The sequence below is a fragment of the Vibrio sp. Vb1729 genome (assembly GCF_033338655.1).
In the GTDB taxonomy this organism is placed as follows: domain Bacteria; phylum Pseudomonadota; class Gammaproteobacteria; order Enterobacterales; family Vibrionaceae; genus Vibrio; species Vibrio alginolyticus.
In genome coordinates this window covers 59,319-79,959 of record NZ_JAWOTB010000012.1, presented here as the reverse complement: position 1 = coordinate 79,959, position 20,641 = coordinate 59,319, and the positions used below count along the sequence as shown (strand labels likewise).

At 45.0% G+C, this 20,641-nt stretch carries 18 protein-coding genes and 1 pseudogene; 12 read left to right on the top strand and 7 right to left on the bottom strand.

The genetic code is table 11. The features are described from left to right. The 5 genes and pseudogenes from R7E29_RS08800 to R7E29_RS08780 all read left to right on the top strand — a co-directional run. On the top strand, nucleotides 1-977 hold a 977-nt coding region (locus R7E29_RS08800; protein ID WP_318082617.1), incomplete at its 5' end, for an S-type pyocin domain-containing protein. Nucleotides 978-979: 2 nt separating this feature from the next. Beyond that, complete coding sequence (locus R7E29_RS08795; protein WP_031812766.1) at nucleotides 980-1,216, top strand: hypothetical protein; 237 nt, start codon at nucleotides 980-982, stop codon at nucleotides 1,214-1,216. Nucleotides 1,217-1,447: 231 nt separating this feature from the next. Beyond that, nucleotides 1,448-1,642, top strand: a pseudogene (locus R7E29_RS08790) (HNH endonuclease); the annotation flags it as partial. A gap of 2 nt (nucleotides 1,643-1,644) precedes the next feature. After that, a complete protein-coding gene (locus R7E29_RS08785) occupies nucleotides 1,645-1,899 on the top strand; it encodes a bacteriocin immunity protein (RefSeq protein WP_017633426.1) in 255 nt (84 codons plus the stop codon). Between the two features lie 91 nt (nucleotides 1,900-1,990). Further along, nucleotides 1,991-2,257: a hypothetical protein gene (locus tag R7E29_RS08780; protein WP_005477168.1), complete on the top strand. Its 267-nt coding sequence runs from the start codon at nucleotides 1,991-1,993 to the stop codon at nucleotides 2,255-2,257. A 165-nt stretch (nucleotides 2,258-2,422) separates the two neighbouring features. Here R7E29_RS08780 and R7E29_RS08775 read toward each other — a convergent pair whose 3' ends face one another. Further along, the gene (locus R7E29_RS08775) at nucleotides 2,423-3,019 is read right to left on the bottom strand and encodes a tyrosine-type recombinase/integrase (protein ID WP_025577791.1); all 597 of its coding nucleotides are present in this window, start codon (nucleotides 3,017-3,019) and stop codon (nucleotides 2,423-2,425) included. A 615-nt stretch (nucleotides 3,020-3,634) separates the two neighbouring features. Next, nucleotides 3,635-4,741, bottom strand: coding sequence for a hypothetical protein (locus R7E29_RS08770; protein ID WP_069545939.1), 1,107 nt, complete (start codon nucleotides 4,739-4,741; stop codon nucleotides 3,635-3,637). 363 nt (nucleotides 4,742-5,104) lie between these two features. Between R7E29_RS08770 and R7E29_RS08765 the strand changes: the two genes are divergently transcribed. Continuing rightward, the gene (locus R7E29_RS08765) at nucleotides 5,105-5,278 is read left to right on the top strand and encodes a hypothetical protein (RefSeq protein ID WP_318082612.1); all 174 of its coding nucleotides are present in this window, start codon (nucleotides 5,105-5,107) and stop codon (nucleotides 5,276-5,278) included. A 490-nt stretch (nucleotides 5,279-5,768) separates the two neighbouring features. Here the strand turns inward: R7E29_RS08765 and R7E29_RS08760 are convergent, their stop codons facing one another. The 5 genes from R7E29_RS08760 to R7E29_RS08740 form a co-directional block, all read right to left on the bottom strand. Then, the gene (locus tag R7E29_RS08760) at nucleotides 5,769-6,281 is read right to left on the bottom strand and encodes a hypothetical protein (RefSeq protein WP_025768885.1); all 513 of its coding nucleotides are present in this window, start codon (nucleotides 6,279-6,281) and stop codon (nucleotides 5,769-5,771) included. 376 nt (nucleotides 6,282-6,657) lie between these two features. After that, a complete protein-coding gene (gmtX, locus tag R7E29_RS08755; RefSeq protein WP_213899794.1) occupies nucleotides 6,658-7,335 on the bottom strand; it encodes a gamma-mobile-trio protein GmtX in 678 nt (225 codons plus the stop codon). After that, nucleotides 7,335-10,013, bottom strand: coding sequence for an integrase family protein (locus R7E29_RS08750; protein WP_213899795.1), 2,679 nt, complete (start codon nucleotides 10,011-10,013; stop codon nucleotides 7,335-7,337). Before R7E29_RS08750 ends, gmtX begins: the two co-directional genes overlap by 1 nt. Then, nucleotides 10,013-11,470 (bottom strand): gamma-mobile-trio recombinase GmtY, encoded by a 1,458-nt coding sequence (gene gmtY / locus R7E29_RS08745; protein ID WP_029865152.1) that lies wholly within the window; start codon nucleotides 11,468-11,470, stop codon nucleotides 10,013-10,015. Before gmtY ends, R7E29_RS08750 begins: the two co-directional genes overlap by 1 nt. 160 nt (nucleotides 11,471-11,630) lie before the next feature. Continuing rightward, a complete protein-coding gene (locus R7E29_RS08740; RefSeq protein ID WP_042521203.1) occupies nucleotides 11,631-13,103 on the bottom strand; it encodes an aminoacyl-histidine dipeptidase in 1,473 nt (490 codons plus the stop codon). A 1,023-nt stretch (nucleotides 13,104-14,126) separates the two neighbouring features. On the opposite strand from R7E29_RS08740, the gene R7E29_RS08735 reads away from it, so the two are divergent. The 6 genes from R7E29_RS08735 to R7E29_RS08710 all read left to right on the top strand — a co-directional run bounded on the left by R7E29_RS08735 (nucleotide 14,127) and on the right by R7E29_RS08710 (nucleotide 20,517). Further along, nucleotides 14,127-15,416 carry an NCS2 family permease gene (locus R7E29_RS08735; protein WP_005381592.1) on the top strand — a complete coding sequence of 430 codons (1,290 nt, stop codon included), beginning with the start codon at nucleotides 14,127-14,129 and terminating at the stop codon, nucleotides 15,414-15,416. A 263-nt stretch (nucleotides 15,417-15,679) separates the two neighbouring features. After that, nucleotides 15,680-16,144, top strand: coding sequence for an oxytetracycline resistance phosphoribosyltransferase domain-containing protein Tet(34) (gene tet(34), locus R7E29_RS08730; protein ID WP_005381590.1), 465 nt, complete (start codon nucleotides 15,680-15,682; stop codon nucleotides 16,142-16,144). A 91-nt stretch (nucleotides 16,145-16,235) separates the two neighbouring features. Then, complete coding sequence (gene frsA / locus R7E29_RS08725; RefSeq protein WP_005381586.1) at nucleotides 16,236-17,483, top strand: esterase FrsA; 1,248 nt, start codon at nucleotides 16,236-16,238, stop codon at nucleotides 17,481-17,483. 115 nt (nucleotides 17,484-17,598) lie between these two features. Beyond that, nucleotides 17,599-17,988, top strand: coding sequence for a sigma factor-binding protein Crl (crl, locus tag R7E29_RS08720; RefSeq protein WP_005381584.1), 390 nt, complete (start codon nucleotides 17,599-17,601; stop codon nucleotides 17,986-17,988). A gap of 121 nt (nucleotides 17,989-18,109) precedes the next feature. After that, the gene (gene proB, locus R7E29_RS08715) at nucleotides 18,110-19,249 is read left to right on the top strand and encodes a glutamate 5-kinase (protein ID WP_054576937.1); all 1,140 of its coding nucleotides are present in this window, start codon (nucleotides 18,110-18,112) and stop codon (nucleotides 19,247-19,249) included. Between the two features lie 17 nt (nucleotides 19,250-19,266). Continuing rightward, nucleotides 19,267-20,517 carry a glutamate-5-semialdehyde dehydrogenase gene (locus R7E29_RS08710; protein WP_054575068.1) on the top strand — a complete coding sequence of 417 codons (1,251 nt, stop codon included), beginning with the start codon at nucleotides 19,267-19,269 and terminating at the stop codon, nucleotides 20,515-20,517. The last annotated feature ends 124 nt before the right edge of the window (nucleotides 20,518-20,641 follow it).

The window sequence follows — 20,641 nt, the reverse complement described above, 5'->3', positions numbered from 1 at the left end:
TCATACCCGCCATTCAAGCGACACAAGCACAAATGGCTATGGGCAGTTCCGCAGCTGTCGCCGGTTCCCCAGAGCAAGCGCAGCAAACCCAAACCGCGGCTATGCAGTTGGATAAACTGGCCGGCACATTGAAAGACAAAATCGTTGAGGGCTACCGCTGGCAGGTCGAGGGCATTGGCACTTTGTTTGCCATGCAGCAAAGCTTGTTTGGCGATAACACCCAATACACAGACCAAGATTTACGCCAAGTGACCACGGTACAAAGCCGCGTTCGTGTCCACATTACCGAGCCCCAAGATGGCGAGTTTTATCCGCACGTACAGGGGTATCATGTAGACGACACACGAATCCCCATCAAATATGTGAAACAGGGGAACAGTGGTCAGTTGTCCGTTGCTATTGAAGAGAACGGACCAACCATCTATTGGACGCCAGAAGAAAACGATGAAGCAAGTTGGCAAACTACCCCCGATCATAGTGATGGGTTTGAAAAAGACGATATACTGGTCACGCCAATCCACTCGGGTAGCGATGCGAACGTCACCGTTACGCCTGCTCCAGAAGAGAAAGACTGGCGTGATGCGATCTTGGTATTCCCTGAAAGCTCAGGTATCGTTCCTCTTTATATTGTATATAGTGAAAATGCTTACTCATCAGGATTTAAAACGTTTTTGTCACCGAATTCATATCCTGGTGTTTCGAGAGCTCGTCACTTTCAAGAAGCTAATGAGAACCTCTTGAAGATGATGGAAACAGATCCAGAATTTGCATCTCAGATGGAATCCTTGAATATAAAACTAGAGAGAACAGCTACAGGCTTAGCTCCTAGACGACCTCCAAAAGGTTGGACATGGCATCATGAAAGAGAAAAAGGCAGCATGGTTTTAGTCCCAAGAGAACAACACACAATTGGTAGTGAAGAGTGGAAAGTACTTCATCCAGATAACAAGGGGGGCTACTCGATATGGGGGAAATAAAAATGAAATTAAGAGAGTTAATGCTTGATGTTGCAAGCTTGGATCCTGATTTGACCATTTACATTGACAGTGCATGGAATCCTGAATCCCATATTTTACTTTGCGCAGAGCCAGAGGATGGAAGCTCACCGGAAGGGTATGACTACTTTTTAGAGGTATTTATACTGCAAGAGTTATTTGAAGATGTTCCCGAGATCACTGTCGAGCGAGTCATCAAATACGCTCAAGATGATGCTTAATATAAGCTTTACTTTGCTTATAAACATAAGGCGTTACAAGGACGCCTTTTCTCATTCCCATTTCTCAACCGGTTCTAAAAACCGATCAAAGTCCTCTTCTGTCAGAACCTTATAGCTGCTCTCGGTGAATACAACATTTTGTCCATTGCGATTGAAGATAACGGACCAACCATCAATTGGACGCCAGAAGAAAACGGTGAAGCAAGTTGGCAAACTACTCCCGATTCAAGTCAATTTATACCTGCGAACCTTAAACGGATGATGGATGGCAAAGCTCCTCGAGCAAGGTTTAAGGATACCGTCGGGGGAAGACGTTCTTTCGAACTGCACCATGTTGAAGAAATACAACATGGCGGTTCTGTATACGATGTTGACAACTTAAGAGTAAACACCCCCCGTAACCATATTGATATACACAAGAGTTAACTATGGAATTAAAAAACACATTGAGTGCTTATACTGAAGCTGAGTTTATAAATTTACTAGATGAGATAATTGAATCAAAGGGTAGTGATGATTATCAAGATAAGTTGCTTGAACACTTCATATCAATTACGGAGCATCCTGCAGGTTCAGACTTAATTTACTACCCAGAGAACCCAGGTGAAGATACTCCTGAAGGAATAGCAAAAATAGTGAAAGATTGGCGTGCTCTGCAGGGACTTCCCTGCTTCAAAGAGTAAAAGCTAAAAGGCGTCACGATGACGCCTTTTCTTATTCACACGACTCAATCTGTTCTAAAAACCGCTCAAAATCCTCTTGTGTCAGAACCTTATGGCTGCTCTCGATGAACTCAATATTTTGTCCATTGCGATTGAAGATAACGTACCAACCATCAATTGGACGCCAGAAAAAACGGTGAAGCAAGTTGGCAAACTCCCGATTCAAGTCAATTTATACCTGCGAACCTTAAATGGACGATGGATGGCAAAGCTCCTCGAGCAAGGTTTAAGGATACCGTTGGGGGAAGACGTTCTTTCTAAATGCACCATGTTGAATAAATACAACATGGTGGTTCTGTGTACGATGTTGACAACTTAAGAGCCCCCCGCAATACAACACGAGGATTAACAACGAATAGCATTAGAAGAATGGATTACTTTTAGTAAGGCAAAACCCAATAAACAGGATATGAATGAGTATTTACTCTGTCTTATAATGGGGCACAGGCTTTTCAGAAGAAAAGCCTGTAACAGATCCTGCCTGTCAGCAGTCTGTTTTCTCAGATAGCCTCAGAGCGTCTTCTAGCTCAACGCCAAGGTATCGAATTGTGTTATCTAGCTTCGAATGTCCAAGTAAGATCTGTACGGCCCTTATGTTTTTCGTTCTGGCATAGATTAAAGTGGCTTTAGTACGGCGCATGGAATGAGTGCCGTAATAGTCAGCATTCAATCCCAGTTTTTCAGCCCAGTTTCTGATAATAGATCGATAGAATGAGTAGCTGATAGGTTGCCCAGATCGTCGGCTGCTCGGGAATAGAAAACTGCTTGCCTCTAGGGATGCTGCAAAAACCCACCTGCTAATACTTTGCTGCGTTCTCGGAGTAATCTCATAGTGGACATCGGTGCCCGTTTTTTGCTGGATGCACTGAACCCTCTCATAGATAACTCCTTGCGAAGAAACATCGTAAACATGTAGCTTTAGCAAATCACTCGCTCTTAACTTGCTATCTATCGCTAGGTTCAGTAGTGCAAGTTGCATCAGATCGTTTTCAATCTCCAGCCTAGTTCTGATTCGCCAGATCTCTTCAAGCTTAAATGGTCTTTTAACGCCGCTGCATTTTCCAGAAGATAGCTTTCTCATGATGACCTCCTTTCAATGTTGTTGGTCAACATGAAGTTTGGCAGTCACGTTTAGTAGGGGTCAGGAAGAGCTGAAACGGCTATGGACAGAAGCGAGTTAGGGATTGCGCCCAAAAGCGTCTACTTCAGATAAGTAGAGATTGGGGTAGAAGGAAAAAACTCTAGTAATTCGCGATCATACTACGGTACTTCACGCATACCGAAAGATTGAACAAGGCAAAGCCAACTCATAAAATTGAGTCAACGTGAACCGTCATGAGATTCAGCACTTTAAGGACAATTCCGTCCAGTGCGTTTTTTTAAAATCAACGTGAGGTCGCCGTAATGACACAACCCCCAAACAGCAATGCCGCCCTGCTTATCGTGACACTGCCAGAGATGCTCGCGCAGCTATATCCCTACTTGGAATTGTTGCTGGCGTGCGCCCACTGACTAAGGAAAAGGCCGAGGCGGTCATGCCGCCTCGGTATTTCCCCAGCAAATAGTATGGTGCTGCTAATATCACATGACCACTGTTGCTGGCACAAGTGGCGACTCCGCCATGAATGAGCCTGGGACACAACTGTTTAGAATCCCAAAACGTAGGGGCTAAGTCAGTGTGGATCAGCCCTTTGGTTTAATCCAGAATAGGGTAATCTGGCTGTATGTGGGCCTCCTCCCACAGCGGGTGGCCTGTATTCACGGGTAAAGGTTGCGGTTCGATATTCACATTGCCCCAAACACCGCCTTTGAAGTTATTGGAGAAACTCATGACTTCACTGCCAATATCCAGCACGACCGGATTGGGCGCTTGGCCGTGCTCGGGGACTGTATAGTGCAGCGTAAGGGATTTCGGCTCGCCTTCAAGAAATCGTGTCAACATCTCCGGGAGTTGCTCGGGTAAGAGGTAGCACTGCTCCAGCGCTGGGCACAGCAGGTGGATCTGATTCAGGGCAATTTGCAGCGTCGAAAGGGTAAGGACATTGTCGAGTGTGGCATGGATACGCAGTTTCCACGTCTTATTGTGCTCGTCGCGCCAGCGCCCGAAAAAAGCATCGGACTGGTGGAGGAAGACCGCACTGGGGCTAATGGCAACCTTATAGTCGGTCTCTGAGTTATGCTCCAGCCTCTCTTCCCCCTGATTGCGGGGTGACAGGAACAAGCCATGGCGGCGGATGTGATCCATCGCCAACTGTTCAGGATTGCACTGCTCAAAGCGCTGGGTCTCGGTGATCCGTACCCGGGGTGTAACCCCACAAAGTTGGCTCAGGTAGTCAGCCATAGCCTCGGCATCGGCCTGTATGTCACGGCGCCCCATGGCCTCACGCAGTCGCTTGGTCCACTCCAAATAGACCTCACAGAGCTGATCATTGATATGGTTATTCGGTCGGATGATTAGCACCTGATACATGCTTTTGTTATTCCGGTGGGTCTCGTCCAGTGTGAGGCGCAGCTCCTCCAGCTTCAGCTTGTCGATGGCCGCTCGCAGGGCGTGCTTGGCCTTGTAGTCCTTTCGGAACAGGCTGTGTTTAGGGTAGCCGAGTAAGGCGGCTGTTTTCTCTCGGCACTTGCCGTCATTGAGTGGGGTGCCCAGTTGGGTTTCACTAAAGTGGCGGACAAGGGCCATTAGATCGGCAAAGCCATCGGCTTCGGTCAGGGCCAACTCACGGAGCTGTTGCTGAGGGCGACGTAGATTACCCTTGCGGGTTGGTTTTTGGGGAGTACTAGTATGTAGTGGTTTCATAGGGATCTCCATCGAAACAGTCGCTGAATTGCTATGAGATGCTCGCTCGATTCATCCTAGCGTCAGCTTAGTTTCGTTGGGAAATAAGCTATGAAATACCTAACGCGAGACGCATTAGTACACTTCGGAGGTCTTACACATGCCTAAAGCATGTCGCAGTTTGCCTTGCCCTTCAACGGGCCTCCACAGGGGAGTAAGCGAGAGACAGGTCGTTCGCACCAGTGCTAACACACACCAACTGCTAACGACCTAAAAGGCTGAGTCGGGGGCCAACAACCTTAATCGTAAAGTAGGTTCTGGGGTGATGTCAAGAGGGCTGAAAGCCTTGCGGCCGAGCCCGTGATTTCTTAGGTGAAGTCGAATATGCGGTGTCAGATCTTGCATTGTGGATTTAACGCCTACATGGAAGACTCTTTCTCACTACAAAAATTTGGTTTCGGTAAAGCCACTTCTGGCTCACTTTGGGGCAAAGGTGTGTTTGCCGTGATCGGCGCTGGCACACCTCTGGACAAAAGCACGTTAGAGTATGGGTTCTAATGTGCGAGACTTGGATTAGAAAAAGTATCTTGAAGCCTTAGACGTTTGTTATGCGTGTAGTTACATTTTTACGGAGCCAATAATGAACTGTAATAGTTGCTGTAGCTGCCAAACAATGGCTTGTACTGTTCAACAATAACCACCTTGCCCTCAATACAGATCGACTTGCAAATAACCTGAACAACCTCCCCATGCTCTAACTTTACGGCTGCTCTATAAATGTGGATGCTTCGGCTTTTATCAGGAGCATTAGTGTTATCCCACGAAGATAGAACCACGCCGTGATGAGTCTCTATAAGCTTTCCTCGAAAGAACAGCTGATCAAAGCCAACAGCTATAACAATTCCAATACCAAGGAAAAATAATATCTATTTTGCAATTTGCTTCTTTTGCATATTATTTCCTCCAAGCACATAACGCCGCGTTGCGAATCCCTCTTGAGAAGTTTGTTAGTTTGTTCTCAGCTGTACCCAAGGGGTTTATTTATCGCTTAATTTTCTTCTTTTTTTCTGGGAATAAAAAAAGCAAACCCACCTGGCGAAGACGGATGTTCATCGCCATACCAACTTGAGCGGGCCCGTATTACTTCTGAATTACTTTCTTGTAGTTTGGAGAATACTAGATTGAATCCAAACCTTAACAACGAGATAAACTGCTCTGTACTGAATTGTGAAGTAATAAAATCTTCCCCACACTCAGCAGTTGAGATCGATATCTCTTCGTCAAGGCCAATACAGCTAATGATTATTTCTCGCACCTCAAAGTTGAAAGTTTGGCTAAACTCAACTTGCTCACCTTGTGACTGCTGTAAATCAAAAGCAGCATCAGATGTAAAGCCGTCGCATGTTAATAGAGAGATATTGTAAAGTCGTTTATCCCCTTTTAGACTTATTTGTGAAATGCGATGTTTAGATAAGTCTCGACTGTTTGGCTCAATGAACTCTTCTAAAATTATGTCGCTAAACTTTTGGCTAACACAATAATGAGGGTCTGTGTCATACATAATATTTTCTCTCTCACCACACTGAAATATGCAAACTAACACCCTGTTAAGGTGTGAGCAACGCAATACCGAAGTTGCAACATACCACCTTAAACACTAAAACCAACGCATAGTAAAAATGCCACACGTTGAGGGGGCTGCTTAAATTGCTTGTTATGTAATTGCATGTTCGGACTTTATTGTTGCCACCAGACTACTAAAAACGCCCTTGTACTCAATGTTTTTTTGATGGATTTGAGTGCGAAAGCCAAATTCGAAGTGGGGGGGACAACGATTTCAAGACCGTGAAATTCAGCGAGAGACTTTGCTTCTTGAGCCTGAGATACAAGCCGAAATGAACTAACTAAGTGAGTTCATTTCGGCTGCCCACTTGCCATTAGTCATCTACCTCACCCAGTAGCTTGCGCAGCCCTGTGACAAAGCCCCTAGGGAATACTTCGCTGTTGTATTCCATGTCTTTTACTTGCCCCGCCTGAGTATATTGCCAGTCGTTTTTTTCCATACATTCATCAGAAATGGCATACGCTAAGGCTTTTTTCTCTGATTCGGTGAGTGCGCCTGATAGAGATGGCAGCACTTCCACGCTCACTTCTGCGGTGGTATCAAACTGGCGTACAGGGCGTTTGTCGATGGTAATATTGGCGTGTTGCTTGAGTAAATTGACCTCTTTGCGGTAGCGGTTACGTTCGGCAATGATTTGACCGAACAAGGCGCGAACCGCAGGGTCTGGGATGCGCTCTAACAGTTTATTGTCCGCAGGGATTGATTTAGAGCGTGAGGTGTTGGATAGCGGTTTTTTGGTATTGGTATTGCACTTCGCTGCCCATGCTTCGATGAGTGTTCGGTAGTGCTTGTTACGGGTGGCACGCAAAGCCTCATACGCCAATCCGCCATTTTCGGCTGACACCCGTCCAATTTGCGTGATGGAGAAGTCACGCTGACCTGATTCCGCATAGGCTTTCAGTGTGTCGTTGAGCTTATCGAGGTTGTGCTGCGTGCGAGGCAGCTTGCCTTCTTTTAAGTCAGCCAGAATAACATCAATATCGAGTTCCATTAGCCCTCCAATAAGTTCGGTAGTGCGATGCCATCTAGGTGAATGGTTTTATCAGTCAATGCATGAATACCCTGAGATAACAGTTTGTTATCGTTCAGGTATTCTCCCGCTTCGATGTAGTTCGCCACCTTGCGGTAGCCTTCAAGTTTGTCATCAGGGTCAGCAATTTTCGCCATTTGACGCAACATGGCATTGGCAGCGATGAGTTGCTGTTTGTCGTCCATTTCCATAAAAATCGGCTCAAAGCCTTTTTTCATCAGCACACGGCTAAGTTGACGAGAGCGCTTTTCTATCGCGGGGGTTTTACGCAGCTCGTCCTGTAAGTCAGGGTAAAACTCCGCGTTATCACACAGCAGTGATAAGTGCAGTAACTCTGAGTCGGTTTCGATAAACCTCAGGGCATGACTTACATCTTGCTCAGAGCCAACCGCAATCAGCTTATCTTTGGCGTCATCTTCATTTCTGGTTTCTTCGACACGAATTACTTTATTGATAAGCTCAAAGCACGCAATCCAGTCTTTGGCGTATTCATCAGCTTCGACTTGCTGTTTTTCATAGCGGCGCTGTAGGGCTTGCAGTTCATCGTACTTGATAAACAACTTGCCTTGCTCCTCACAAAAGAACTGTTCGTCTTTGAGAGCTTCCAGTTTACCTTCAATCTCAACAGATAGGCTCGCGGCCTGATGCGCTTTGTAGCTCAGTTGATTGAAGCAGGCATTGAGTGCAGGAAGGTAACGTGCTTCGGTAATAAACCAGCGGCAGCGAGAGCAGTTTTCAGGGCCGTGAGGTACGCTAGAATAAATGCGATGTGTGGCAGATTTGGCATCTCTTATCAACTCGCCACCGTTCCAACAACCTCCAAGAGTACTGGCTTCATTTGATTTAACGGTGTTGCCACCAACCAGACACACCCCACACGAGCGCTCCTCCCAACCTATCGGGTTACGGTTAACCAGCGCCGCCTGAATGCTATCATCGTTGTGATACACCATCTTGCATTGTATTTGCTCCATCGAGGCATCTTTGAGGAAATTGCGTACCGATTGCTTGGATTTTTCGTCTAGCTCTCCATGCGCTTCATCCATTTTTTCTGCCATCACCGATGGGGTGATTTTGTTATAGTAGATAGTCATCAACAGGCGCGTATGCCCTGCCAATAGCTTAGAAATCACGGGCAATGGCAGTTGTGAATCCATCGTATAAGCCGTGATGAGTGAGACACGCAAACTGTGCAAAGGAAAGAGTGTGGCACTCATATCCCCTTTACTCTTACCTTCCGGGTAATCCACAACCAGTTTTAAACGTTTGCCATTTTCAAGTGTATTACCTTGCTCTGCAAGTTGGTTTTCTAACTCAAGGAGAAGTTGATACCAAAAAGGAGCTGTTGCGGTGGCACTGATAGGTTTGTGCTTATCCTCACCCTTTGCTGAAGCATCACGAAACAAAAAAGCAATTTCACCCATGCTCTCTAGTTGTTTGTCCGATTTTTTATTGACAGTGTGCTTTTTCAATAATGCAGTGCAGTCGGTAGGCTTTACAATCGGGTTGTATTTTTCTTGCCAGTTACGCAGTTTTTCCAGCCAGTACAGCATCTCTTCGTTCTGCCAAGGGATGATGTAACCACGTTCCAGTTCATCTTTGTTCTGGTCAGCGGTCTTGTTGGTGTTGATATACAACCCTGTTGAATACAGCCCTGTCATGGTGTCATGTATGCGGCGGAAAACACCTTTCCCAAAAGGGCGCTTTTCACTTCCAAGAACAAAATCATGTTGGGTATTCACTACCCATTGACCATTTTCGTATCGCCACGTATCGGCCTCTCCACTGTCTAGCATACGTACCTGATAGGTACGTAGAGGGAGATGGAGCTTCATAAAAATCACCATCGCTTTTACAGGCGACCAGATTTGGTGAATAACGGTAGGCACTGCTGCTTTGTCTCCCTTGGGTTTGCGTAAAACCTCTTTGCTACGCCACACACAGTCAGGGTCGGATTTATCAATCAGTTCAGGCTCGACTTCAAACCAGTCACCGCCTAGAGAACCATGTCCTGTCTGATGCTGCGCCCAAGTCCAGTGCTTAAAATGGCGATAGTAATAAGCTGAGAGAAAGGAATCATCGTCCTTGAGATTTTTCTCAATGACCGCAAGTTCGGTTTTATCAGGTAACGGACAAAGGATTTGGCGCAAGTCCTGAATATAGCGATACGGCAAAGGGTTACGTACGGTTTCCGCAGTATTAAATTGTACTTTAATTTTATTGAGCGGGTTTTGAACTAAGAAAGTAAGGTTGCCATTATCATCTTCTTCGGAGAACACTTTTTCAATAACAAAGTCGATGAATTCATAAGGATAGTTCACGCCTTTATAGATGAAAGCGGGGCTGTTTTGCGTTTTTTTAACCAGTTTTTCCAACTCTTCGCTAGAGCACTTATGTCCATGGTAGCCCTTAAAAAACAAATCTATATTGCCGATGGCATAGGGTGCATATTCAGCAATATAAGACTCAAAGAAGCGGCTTAACGCCTTCCGCTTGTCATCGACACCAGATGTTTGTGATGCCATCCACTCAGCCGCCAGTTCCTGCCATTGTTGCCATTCGGCACCAAGTGTGGTCAACATCCAAGAGAAGGTTAAATCCGATGCGCGTCCGTCATGTTTTTTGCCTCTACTCGACATTATTTACCTCTCAATTTTGGATGCTTGCCAGTGAAGTAGCCCTGCGGGTCGACGTCATCAAAACCATTCTCAATCAGAGTTTTCCAGTCGAGCGCTTTGACTTTGGATTCAGGGTTTGCCAGTTGCAACGTCGCTTGGGTCAGTTCGTCAGAGATTTCCTGCTGACCTTTTCCTGTGTAGGGGATTTGTGAGTCCAAAGACTTGTGGTGCATACAGCGGCGAATCACCAAAGGGTTCAGACCTGAACGCTCTAACCGTCTGCCGTAATTATGTCGGTGCCCATGTGGATCTAAGCCTTCTGCCTTGCTCGGCTCTAAACCAATGCGCTTTAAGCCGTTGGCGTAGTTATCATGGAAAGCGTTTATGGTGTAAGGATTGCCTAACGCGCTGTGATGAAACGCAATAAACGCATAAGGGTGATGGCATTCGATGCTAGCACGGTACTTTTGATAGGTTTTCCACAGTGACATAAACACTCTGCCATAGTCGGTGGGAAACCATTGAACCTGTATGTACTTATCTTTATGGTCAGGCAAACGCCATTTCCTACCAAGATGAGCAGTACCTTTCATTCGTATTCGAGGGATACGCGCATACTTTTCTTTTAAGTATGTTTCTCTATTCTGATTTTTAGAACGCACTTCAAGATCACTTGGCGCTTTACCGTCGATTTCATCGTAAATTCGAACGATAGCGCTATCCGGTTTATAGGGGGCTTCAAACACATCTGTGACCCAGAGCGTTAAAGCCTCACTTTCGCGTAGCCCGCCACCGTGCATAAGCATGAGTATTAACTTATCCCTGAGAGCCACTCGTGGGTCGCTCGCGCCACCAATGCCATTTATATAAAAGTCTTCCCAATGCTTTTCAGGAAAGGCGATAGCATCATCTTCGGTTTTGGTGAGTGGTATGCGTCCCTTAATGGTTCGCGCCTTACGGATGGTTTTATTGACGGTTTTATCTTCGATATGGCCGAGGAAATCATTTTGGTTTTTTCTATACCATGCAGCGTAATTTAATCGCTGCTCATGAGGTGTGGCATCGCGCAAAGGATTCATAGGTGCCGAGCCTTGCTTGTCTGACAGCCAATCAGTGAATGCCGTCAGTCGGTGAATGTGCTTATTCACGTTACTGGTTGAACTTGGCACCCAATACAAACTTGATGGGTCAAGTCCATCTTCACCAATCGTTCCTGTGTATAGCCGCTTAGAAAAGGTCTGAAAGAGCAACTCCGGATCGTCAAACAATCCTCTATTTGCTTCCATATAATCCAGCAACAAGGATACAGCTTGAATAAATCCATCCATGACAGAGTTACTCACCCCGTCCGCTTCTAGCTTGAGTAGGTAGTCTGTGACTGTACTTAACTCTCCTTGCTCTGTTACCAAGATAGACAGTTGGCTTTTGATGCCCGTATTGTCTTCTACAATCGTCGCTCTGACTTTTACTGATGACAAATTATGCTTTTTCCATACACAGTATACATATAATTTACTGTATTCCTATAATTTAGATTGTGCAATAAAAAGGCAGATTTCTCTGCCTTAATACACAATATACACCCTTTAAGTTACTATATATAACGTATGGCACCCTTTGTCGTTTTTCGTGATTGAATTATGCTTTCTCTGGAATCGCTTCTAAAAGCGCGACCATCTGTTCCCAGTACAACTGAACAGTATCAATCTTCACTTTCTCATCTGGAGAGTGAGGGAATTTTATTGTTGGACCGAAAGAAACCATATCCATGTGTGGGTATGGTTCTTTAAATAGGCCACACTCAAGACCAGCATGGATGACCATGATGTTCGGCTTATGACCGTAAATGCCTTCATACATATCACGGAAAATTGCCATGATCTCGGAATCTGCATCTGGCTTCCAGCCAGGGTAAGCGCCTGAGAACTGAATTTGTGCGCCTGCTAGCTCAGTAATCGAGCGCAGCATGCTTTCCACTTGGCTACGGCCAGAGTCAATGAGAGAACGAATCAAGCAAAGCACGGTGACTTTATTTTCTTCTGTGCTGATCACACCAACGTTTAGAGAAGTTTCAACAACGCCTTCCACCTCATCACTCATACGGATTACGCCGTTTGGACAAGCGTTAAGTGCCGCAATGAATCGTTGCTGATCGGCGATTGAAAATACTTGCGCGTCAGTCGTGATCACTTCATTAAAGGTTACGATACCTGTTTCGATTTTACCCAATTCAGTTTTAAGCAGCTCAGTGTAGTGGTTGAACAGCTCAGCAAGCTTGTCTTGGTTTTCGACAGGAAGCGCGACAGTAACAAACGCTTCGCGAGGGATTGCATTACGTAAGCTACCACCACGGAATTCGACTAAACGTAAATCAAGCTCTTGAGCATGACCGGCAAGGAAACGACCAAGTAATTTGTTGGCATTACCGCGACCTGTGTGAATGTCACAACCTGAGTGACCACCTTTTAGGCCTTTCAGCGTCAGTTGGCGTGTTACAAAACCTGCAGGCGTTGATTCTCGAGAAATATCGAAAGTCATGGTGCCATCAACGCCACCTGCACAACCCATGTAGACTTCGCCTTCTTGTTCAGAGTCTGTATTTAGAAGAATCTCACCCTCTAACCAACCAGCTTCAAGGCCAAATGCGCCAGTCATGCCTGCTTCTTCATCAATCGTCAGCAGAACTTCGAGTGGACCGTGCTTAATATCTTTAGATGCCAATACAGCAAGGCAAGAAGCCATACCAATACCGTTATCTGCACCAAGCGTCGTGCCTTTCGCAGTTACCCATTCGCCATTGATGTAAGGTTGGATTGGATCTTTGGTGAAGTCGTGTTCAGTGTCTTCGTTTTTCTGCGGCACCATGTCGATGTGTGCTTGAAGTACAACAGCCTTCTTATTTTCCATTCCTGGTGTCGCGGGCTTTTTGATGAACACGTTACCGGTTGGATCACGGCGAACGTCAAAGCCTTGCTCTGTTGCCCAGTTGATAATGTACTGTGCTAATGCTTCTTCATGTTTCGATGGATGAGGGATAGAACAAATCTTATCGAAAAACTGCCAAAGTGGAGCAGGTGATAAGGTACTGATCTCAGAATGGAACTCAGACACGGATGACTCCTTTTGATGTGCTTTGCCAAATATATACCGTAAAAATATTATCAAGGTAGCATTAAATGCTATACGATTTGGCCTTCAAATTGCCGTTAGCATACCACCAGATAAAGAGTACGAGTAGTCGCGATCACAAGGATTTCTCTCAGAACTGTCACAGTTTGTGAATACAATAACAAGCACTATGTGTTCTCTATCATATATTCTGAAAGTGGCTTTATTTTTTAATTCATAAAATTGTAATTTAATTACACATAAACTTTGATAAAGGTCAATTTGTGCATTTTTTGTGATTCCAATCACTAAAATGCTTGTAATTAAATTTCTTGGTGGTATATTTGTAACCAGCTTCTGAGAGAAGAATGAAATGCTCAAAGGATGAGTCCGTTTTATCGCCTCCAAGGAACCGAGAAATCAACGAATGTTTAATTGATTTAAAAGGTGATAGTTATGAAAGGTTTACCAAGTACAATGTTCTGGAATAGCAAGTCTGTTTACACCGGTAACTTTGTATACCCAACAAGCTTTGGCTACTAAGTGAAGTCAACGCATGTGACTCGAACAGTTTGTTCACCCCTATAAATTGGAATTTTTTTTCAGTGATAGTGCTGACATGATTCACCGCCACCCAAATTGGGTGGCGTTTTTTTATCTCTATTTTCTCTTCCTGACTCACTTATTGCCATCAAAGCCTTCTTCTATTCCCCATTCTTCGGTTTTATCGACTTTTCCATCAAATCTGTTAGATACCATGTTTAAAATGGGCCTTTTTCATCTGAAAGTTTAGTACATTGCTCAGTTTTTATTCTCTTTTAGAGAACTGTGTTATCTGGGTTACCTATTGTTTTATAAGAATATATTTCTTTGCTTGCTATGATAGATTAGAGAATGTGTTTCATATCCAAAGAAAAAAAACGCATTAGAGTGAAGATTCTATCTAGAATTTGCTATTTGATAACTTTATAATTCCCGCCAATCGATTACGCAACCGTTTACTTTTTACCTTTACAGGATTCGATCATGCTCGAGAGGCTTTTTAAACTCAGTGAAAATGGCACAAATGTGCGCACTGAGATCATTGCAGGTGTTACGACCTTCCTAACTATGGCTTACATTATTTTTGTAAACCCAGCGATCCTGTCGGATACCGGTATGGACCGTGGCGCCATTTTTGTCGCGACTTGTCTTGCTGCCGCAATCGGCTGTTTTATCATGGGATTTGTTGCCAATTACCCAATCGCACAGGCACCAGGAATGGGCCTGAACGCATTTTTTACTTACTCTGTTGTATTGGGAATGGGTTATACGTGGCAAGTTGCGTTGGCGGCTGTATTTGTTTCTGGCCTTCTGTTCATTCTTTTAAGCGTATTTAAGATCCGTGAGTGGATTATTAACTCGATCCCGCATTCTCTACGAACAGGTATTTCAGCTGGTATTGGTCTTTTCTTAGCGTTTATCGCATTAAAAAATGCAGGTATCGTCGTTGATAACCCAGCGACATTAGTTTCTATGGGAGAGATCACATCATTGCCATCTGTATTGGCCGCGATTGGCTTCTTTCTTACGATTGCACTGGTTCACCGTGGTGTGAAAGGTGCGGTGATGATCGCCATTCTTGGCGTTACAGCGCTTGGTCTTCTATTTGGTGATGTGCAGTGGGGCGGTATTATGTCAACGCCACCAAGCATTGCGCCAACTTTCATGCAACTGGATTTCTCTGGTTTGTTTGAAGTAGGCATGATTTCCGTCGTATTTGCTTTCCTATTTGTCGATTTATTTGACACCGCAGGTACGCTCGTTGGCGTTTCTCAAAAAGCTGGTCTAACTGATGAGAATGGCAACATCCCTCGTTTAAACAAAGCGTTACTTGCAGACTCAACAGCAACGTCAGTAGGTGCATTACTTGGTACCTCCAACACGACATCTTATATTGAAAGCGTTTCTGGTGTAGCTGCGGGTGGGCGTACTGGTCTAACAGCCGTGGTTGTTGGTGTACTCTTCCTACTTGCTCTATTGTTCTCACCACTTGCGGGTATGATCCCTGCTTATGCAACGTCAGGTGCGCTATTCTATGTGGCGATCTTGATGCTGTCTGGGCTAGTAAGCATTGATTGGCGTGACCTAACTGAAGCGTCCCCAGTTGTTGTGACTTGTTTAGTTATGCCGCTAACATTCTCGATTGCAGAAGGTATCACGTTAGGCTTTATCGCATACGCGGCGATCAAGTTATTCAGCGGTAAGGGCCGTGAAGTGTCGATGAGTGTATGGGTGATGTCAGCCATCTTCATCGTTAAATACCTCGTCGGTTAATTTCTCGAGCAAAAAGCCAGTGTGGATTTATTCACGCTGGCTTTTTCTTTTTTACGTTGTTCACAGAAGACGGTTTTTCTGCGGAATAGGCAGAGAATTTTGATATCACCGTTGGTATTAGCGGTGTGTTTCGGTAGAATAATCGTTTGCGCAGCTTGAAATCCTCGTCTCCAAACATTTTGGAGAAGTTAGTGAGCATTCCGCTTTTGAGTGACTTCGCTAGATTTTGAGGATGCATATTTTCAAATTATTAGGTTATTACAATGAGTAAAAAATTCATTATCACTTGGGATGCAATGCAGACTTACTGCCGTGAACTGGCTGAGAAACAAATGCCAGCTGAGCAATGGAAAGGAATTTGGGCGGTAAGCCGCGGCGGTTTGGTTCCTGGCGCTATTTTAGCTCGTGAACTGGGTATTCGTTACGTTGATACAATCTGTATTTCAAGCTACGACCATGATCATCAGCGCGATATGACGGTACTAAAAGCACCTGAAGGTGATGGCGAAGGTTACCTAATCGTTGAAGACCTAGTAGACAGTGGTGATACAGCGCGCAAACTACGTGAGATGTATCCAAAAGCGAAAATGATCGCTGTGTGTGCGAAACCATCAGGCAAAGAGCTGCTGGATGATTACGTTGTAGATATTGCTCAAGACACTTGGATCGAGCAGCCTTGGGATATGTCAATCCAGTATGCTGAGCCAGTAAACCGCAAGCAAAAATAAGCGCGGTTAAAGAATATTGAGAAATGCCCCTTTATAGGGGCATTTTTTTTATTATGATATTAAATCATGCTAATAGCCTAGGGTTCTTCCTATGTCTGAAGACGTCAGTAAAAATCTTTCCGAAACTTTGTTCGTGAAACATAAGCAAGCAAAAGAAACCTCCGCGCTTACCCAGTACATGCCGACCAGTAAAAAAATACTTGATGAACGAGAAGCGCAGGGTGATCGTGCTTGGTATCGTCATTTGCGTCGCTTGCAATGGGCTTGGCAAGGATTGTCTCCGATCGAAATGGAAGGCGTACTGTCCAAAATTGCTTCATCATCTCACTCGCGAACCAATGATGATTGGTTAGACACTGTAATGGGTTATCACAGTGGTAACTGGACATTTGAGTGGATCAAGCTTGGTATGGATCATCAGAAGCGAGCAAATGAAATGCAAGGAGAAGAGGCAGCGGATGAACTCTTCACTGCTTCTTTGTGTTTTAGTATTGCAGGCTACCCACATTTAAAAAATGATAACTTGGCATCGCAGGCTCAAGTACTGGCAAACAAAGCGTATTCTGACGGCGCAGAAAAAACTAAGTACACCATCAAGCAAATTGAAGTGCCTTACCAAAATCGCAAAATCATCGCGAACCTCCATTTACCAAGAACGGATAAACAGTTGCCTGTGGTCATGGTGAGCGCTGGTTTGGATACTCTACAAACCGACATGTGGCGTTTGTTCCGTAATCGTCTTGCACCGCGAGATATTGCGATGTTAACCGTAGACATGCCTTCGGTAGGGCATAGCTCTCATTGGCCCTTGACCGAGAATTCAAGTTGCCTACATCAAGCGGTATTGAATGAGCTTTACTCGCTACCTTGGGTTGATCATCACAAAGTGGGGTTAGTTGGGTTTCGTTTTGGTGGTAATGCCATGATCAGACTCTCTTTTGTCGAGCAGGAAAAGATCAAAGCTTGTGTCGCTCTAGGCGCACCCGTACATGATATTTTTACTTCCCCTCAGAAGTTACAAAAAATGCCGAAGATGTATTTAGATCTTTTGGCTTCCCGTTTGGGGAAAAATGCGGTTGATATTAATAGCATGGCTGGTCAGATGATGGCGTGGTCATTGAAGGTTCAGGGCTTCCTGAGCAGTCGAAAAACCAAAGTGCCTATTTTGGCTTTGAGTCTTGAAGGCGATCCAGTGTCGCCACACAGTGATAATCAACTTGTTGCTCTATTTAGCCAGTATGGTAGAGCGAAAAAAATCAGTTCCAAAACAATTACAAAAGGATATGAGCAATCCCTCGATTTAGCCATAAAGTGGCTAGAAGATGAATTATTAGGGTGACAATTCTCCTAAATTAGTTAAGAGTGATATATCTGAGCAAAAAATAAGCTCATGATAATTAAAAATAATAATCATTCTTGGGTGTTTACTTTTAACTATGAAAACGGAGATTCATATGTCAGAGACGACTCAGGGCCCGACTCACTTTCGCTTGATGTCAAAGTTGAAGGCGATAGGGCCTTACCTGCGCGAACCACAATCGCAAGAAGGGCGCTATTATTTTGATTGTTTATCTGTATGTGTAGACGACAAAAAATCGCCTGAGAAGCGTGAATTTTGGGGCTGGTGGATGGATTTGGAATCCATCGAGGGAGGCTTTACTGCTAAATATCATATTGGCAAGTACAACAAAGAAGGGCAATGGGTATCTGAAGCCCTTCCCAAAAAAGTGGTAGAGGAAGTGTATCTCACGCAGAGCACATTCCATCAAAAGCTGGTTGATACTTTAGAAGAACACTTCAAATTAGAAGTCGAATATCACACGGAGTCTTTCGATTTCGCTTAATTTGGTTGTTTTCATTTAATACCAAACAAAAAGGTGCGAAAACGCACCTTTTCTCTTGTTAATTCCCTATTTGATTGTTAAAACATCCTCTCTTTATTTGTTTTTCACTTCAGAAGACATCATGACAACGAATCAACAAAATGCAGTTGTTTCACAACCACAAACTGTCGTTGTGAAACTGGGTACAAGTGTGCTGACAGGCGGCACTCTGGCACTCGACCGTGCACACATGGTTGAGTTAGCACGCCAGTGTGCTGAGCTTAAAAAACAAGGCCATTCAATCGTAATGGTTTCGTCTGGTGCGATTGCAGCAGGCCGTGAGCATCTTGGTTACCCCGCATTGCCCAACGAGATGGCGAGTAAGCAGTTACTTGCCGCGGTGGGGCAGAGTCGCTTGATTCAAACATGGGAGTCTTTGTTTGGTATTTATGGTATCAAGATCGGCCAAATGCTACTAACCCGTGCCGATTTAGAAGATCGTGAGCGATTCCTTAACGCGCGTGACACTATTAATGCGCTCGTTGCGAACGATATTGTTCCTATCGTAAACGAAAATGATGCCGTTGCGACTAGCGAGATTAAAGTTGGCGATAACGACAACCTTTCCGCTTTGGTAGGCATTTTATGTGGTGCAGATAAGCTCTTGCTTTTAACGGACCAAAAAGGTCTGTTTACTGCTGACCCTCGTAAAGATCCGAACGCAGAGCTTATCAAGGAAGTAAAAACCATCGACGATACGCTGCGTAAAATCGCAGGTGGAAGCGGTACAACATTGGGTACTGGTGGTATGGCAACGAAGCTGCAAGCCGCAGACATCGCTCGCCGCGCAGGTATCGAGGTTATTATTGCTGCTGGTAGTGCGCCGAATGTTATCTTTGACTCTCTAAGTGCTGAACCTCAGGGCACGCGCTTCCTACCTTGCGCTGAAGCCTTAGAGAACCGTAAACGCTGGATTCTAGCGGGACCTGCGGCATCGGGCGACATCATTATTGATGATGGTGCAGTCAATGCTGTGGTCGGCAAGGGCAGTAGCCTACTTGCTAAAGGGGTCATCAAAGTTAGTGGTGACTTCGCACGAGGCGAAGTGGCGCGTGTAACAAACGCTCACGGTAAGTTGGTGGCTCGTGGCATCAGCGCCTACTCAAGTGATGACCTAACTAAAATTACGGGTAAGCACAGTAAAGATATCATCTCTATTTTGGGTCATGATTATGGCTCTGAGGTGATTCACCGCGATGATTTGGTCGTCATTCAGGAATAGAATTAGAGGGAAGCAAAGTGGATTTAACGAATATGGGTAAAGCTGCTAAAGATGCAGCTTTCGAATTAGCGACAGCGTCAACTGCGCAAAAAAACCAAGCATTAGCCATCATTGCTGATGAGCTAGAAGCAAACTCTGCTGCTATTTTGGCGGCAAACGCTAAAGACATCGAACTTGGCCGTGAAGCGGGTTTAACCGATGCGCTGCTCGATCGCCTTTTGCTTAATGAAGAACGATTGACTGCAATTGCGAATGATGTTCGCAACGTCATTAGCTTGAACGATCCTGTAGGCAGCGAAATAGACAGTAAGGTACTGGAAAATGGGATGTCACTGTCTCGTCGTCGCGTGCCGCTTGGTGTCGTGGGCGTAATTTATGAAGCGCGTCCAAACGTAACCATTGATATCGCAGCGTTGTGCTTGAAAACCGGCAACGCAAGCATTTTACGTGGTGGCAAAGAGACCTTTTTCTCGAATATGGAATTAGTGAAGGTTATTCAGTCTGCGCTCGCAAAGGCGAACCTTCCAGCCGCTTCTGTGCAGTACATTGAAAAACCAGATCGTGAGCTTGTTTCTCAATTGCTTAAGTTGGACGATTACGTCGACATGATCATTCCACGCGGTGGTGCTGGCCTACACAAAATGTGTAAAGAAAACAGCACGATTCCGGTGATTATTGGTGGCTTTGGTATCAGCCATATCTTTGTCGACGAATCCGCTGATCTAGAGAAATCCCTGAATGTGGTTGAGAACTCTAAAGTTCAACGTCCATCTGCGTGTAACTCATTAGATACGCTGCTCGTGCATGAAAAAATTGCAGCGCAATTCCTACCAATGATCGTAGAGCGCATGAACGATAAAGTGACCTTCGTGACAGAGCCTAAGGCAAAAGTACTGATGCCTCAAGCAACACAAATTCGCGATGCTGTTGAAGGTGACTTTGATACGGAATGGTTGAGCTACACTCTTGGTGTAAAAGTTGTGTCTGATGTGAAAGATGCCATTGATCATATGCGTGTCCATAACGCGAGCCACTCAGATGCGATCATGACCAATAGCTTGGAAAACTCAGAGCTGTTCATCAATTCTGTCGGTTCGGCGGCGGTTTATGTGAATGCTTCAACGCGCTTTACAGACGGTGCGCAATTTGGCCTTGGCGCAGAAGTCGCAGTATCTACGCAAAAGCTACATGCACGCGGTCCGATGGGCTTAGAAGAGCTAACTAGCTACAAGTGGGTTGGTAAAGCGAACTACTTAGCACGCAGTTAACACATTCGACGAGATCTTGAGTGAAAAAGGGGCCTTTGCGCCCCTTTTTGTTTTGTCTAACATACCAATTCCGCTACACTACATGAGCTTTTATTTCGGTTTGAAAGCGTTATACCCAAATAGC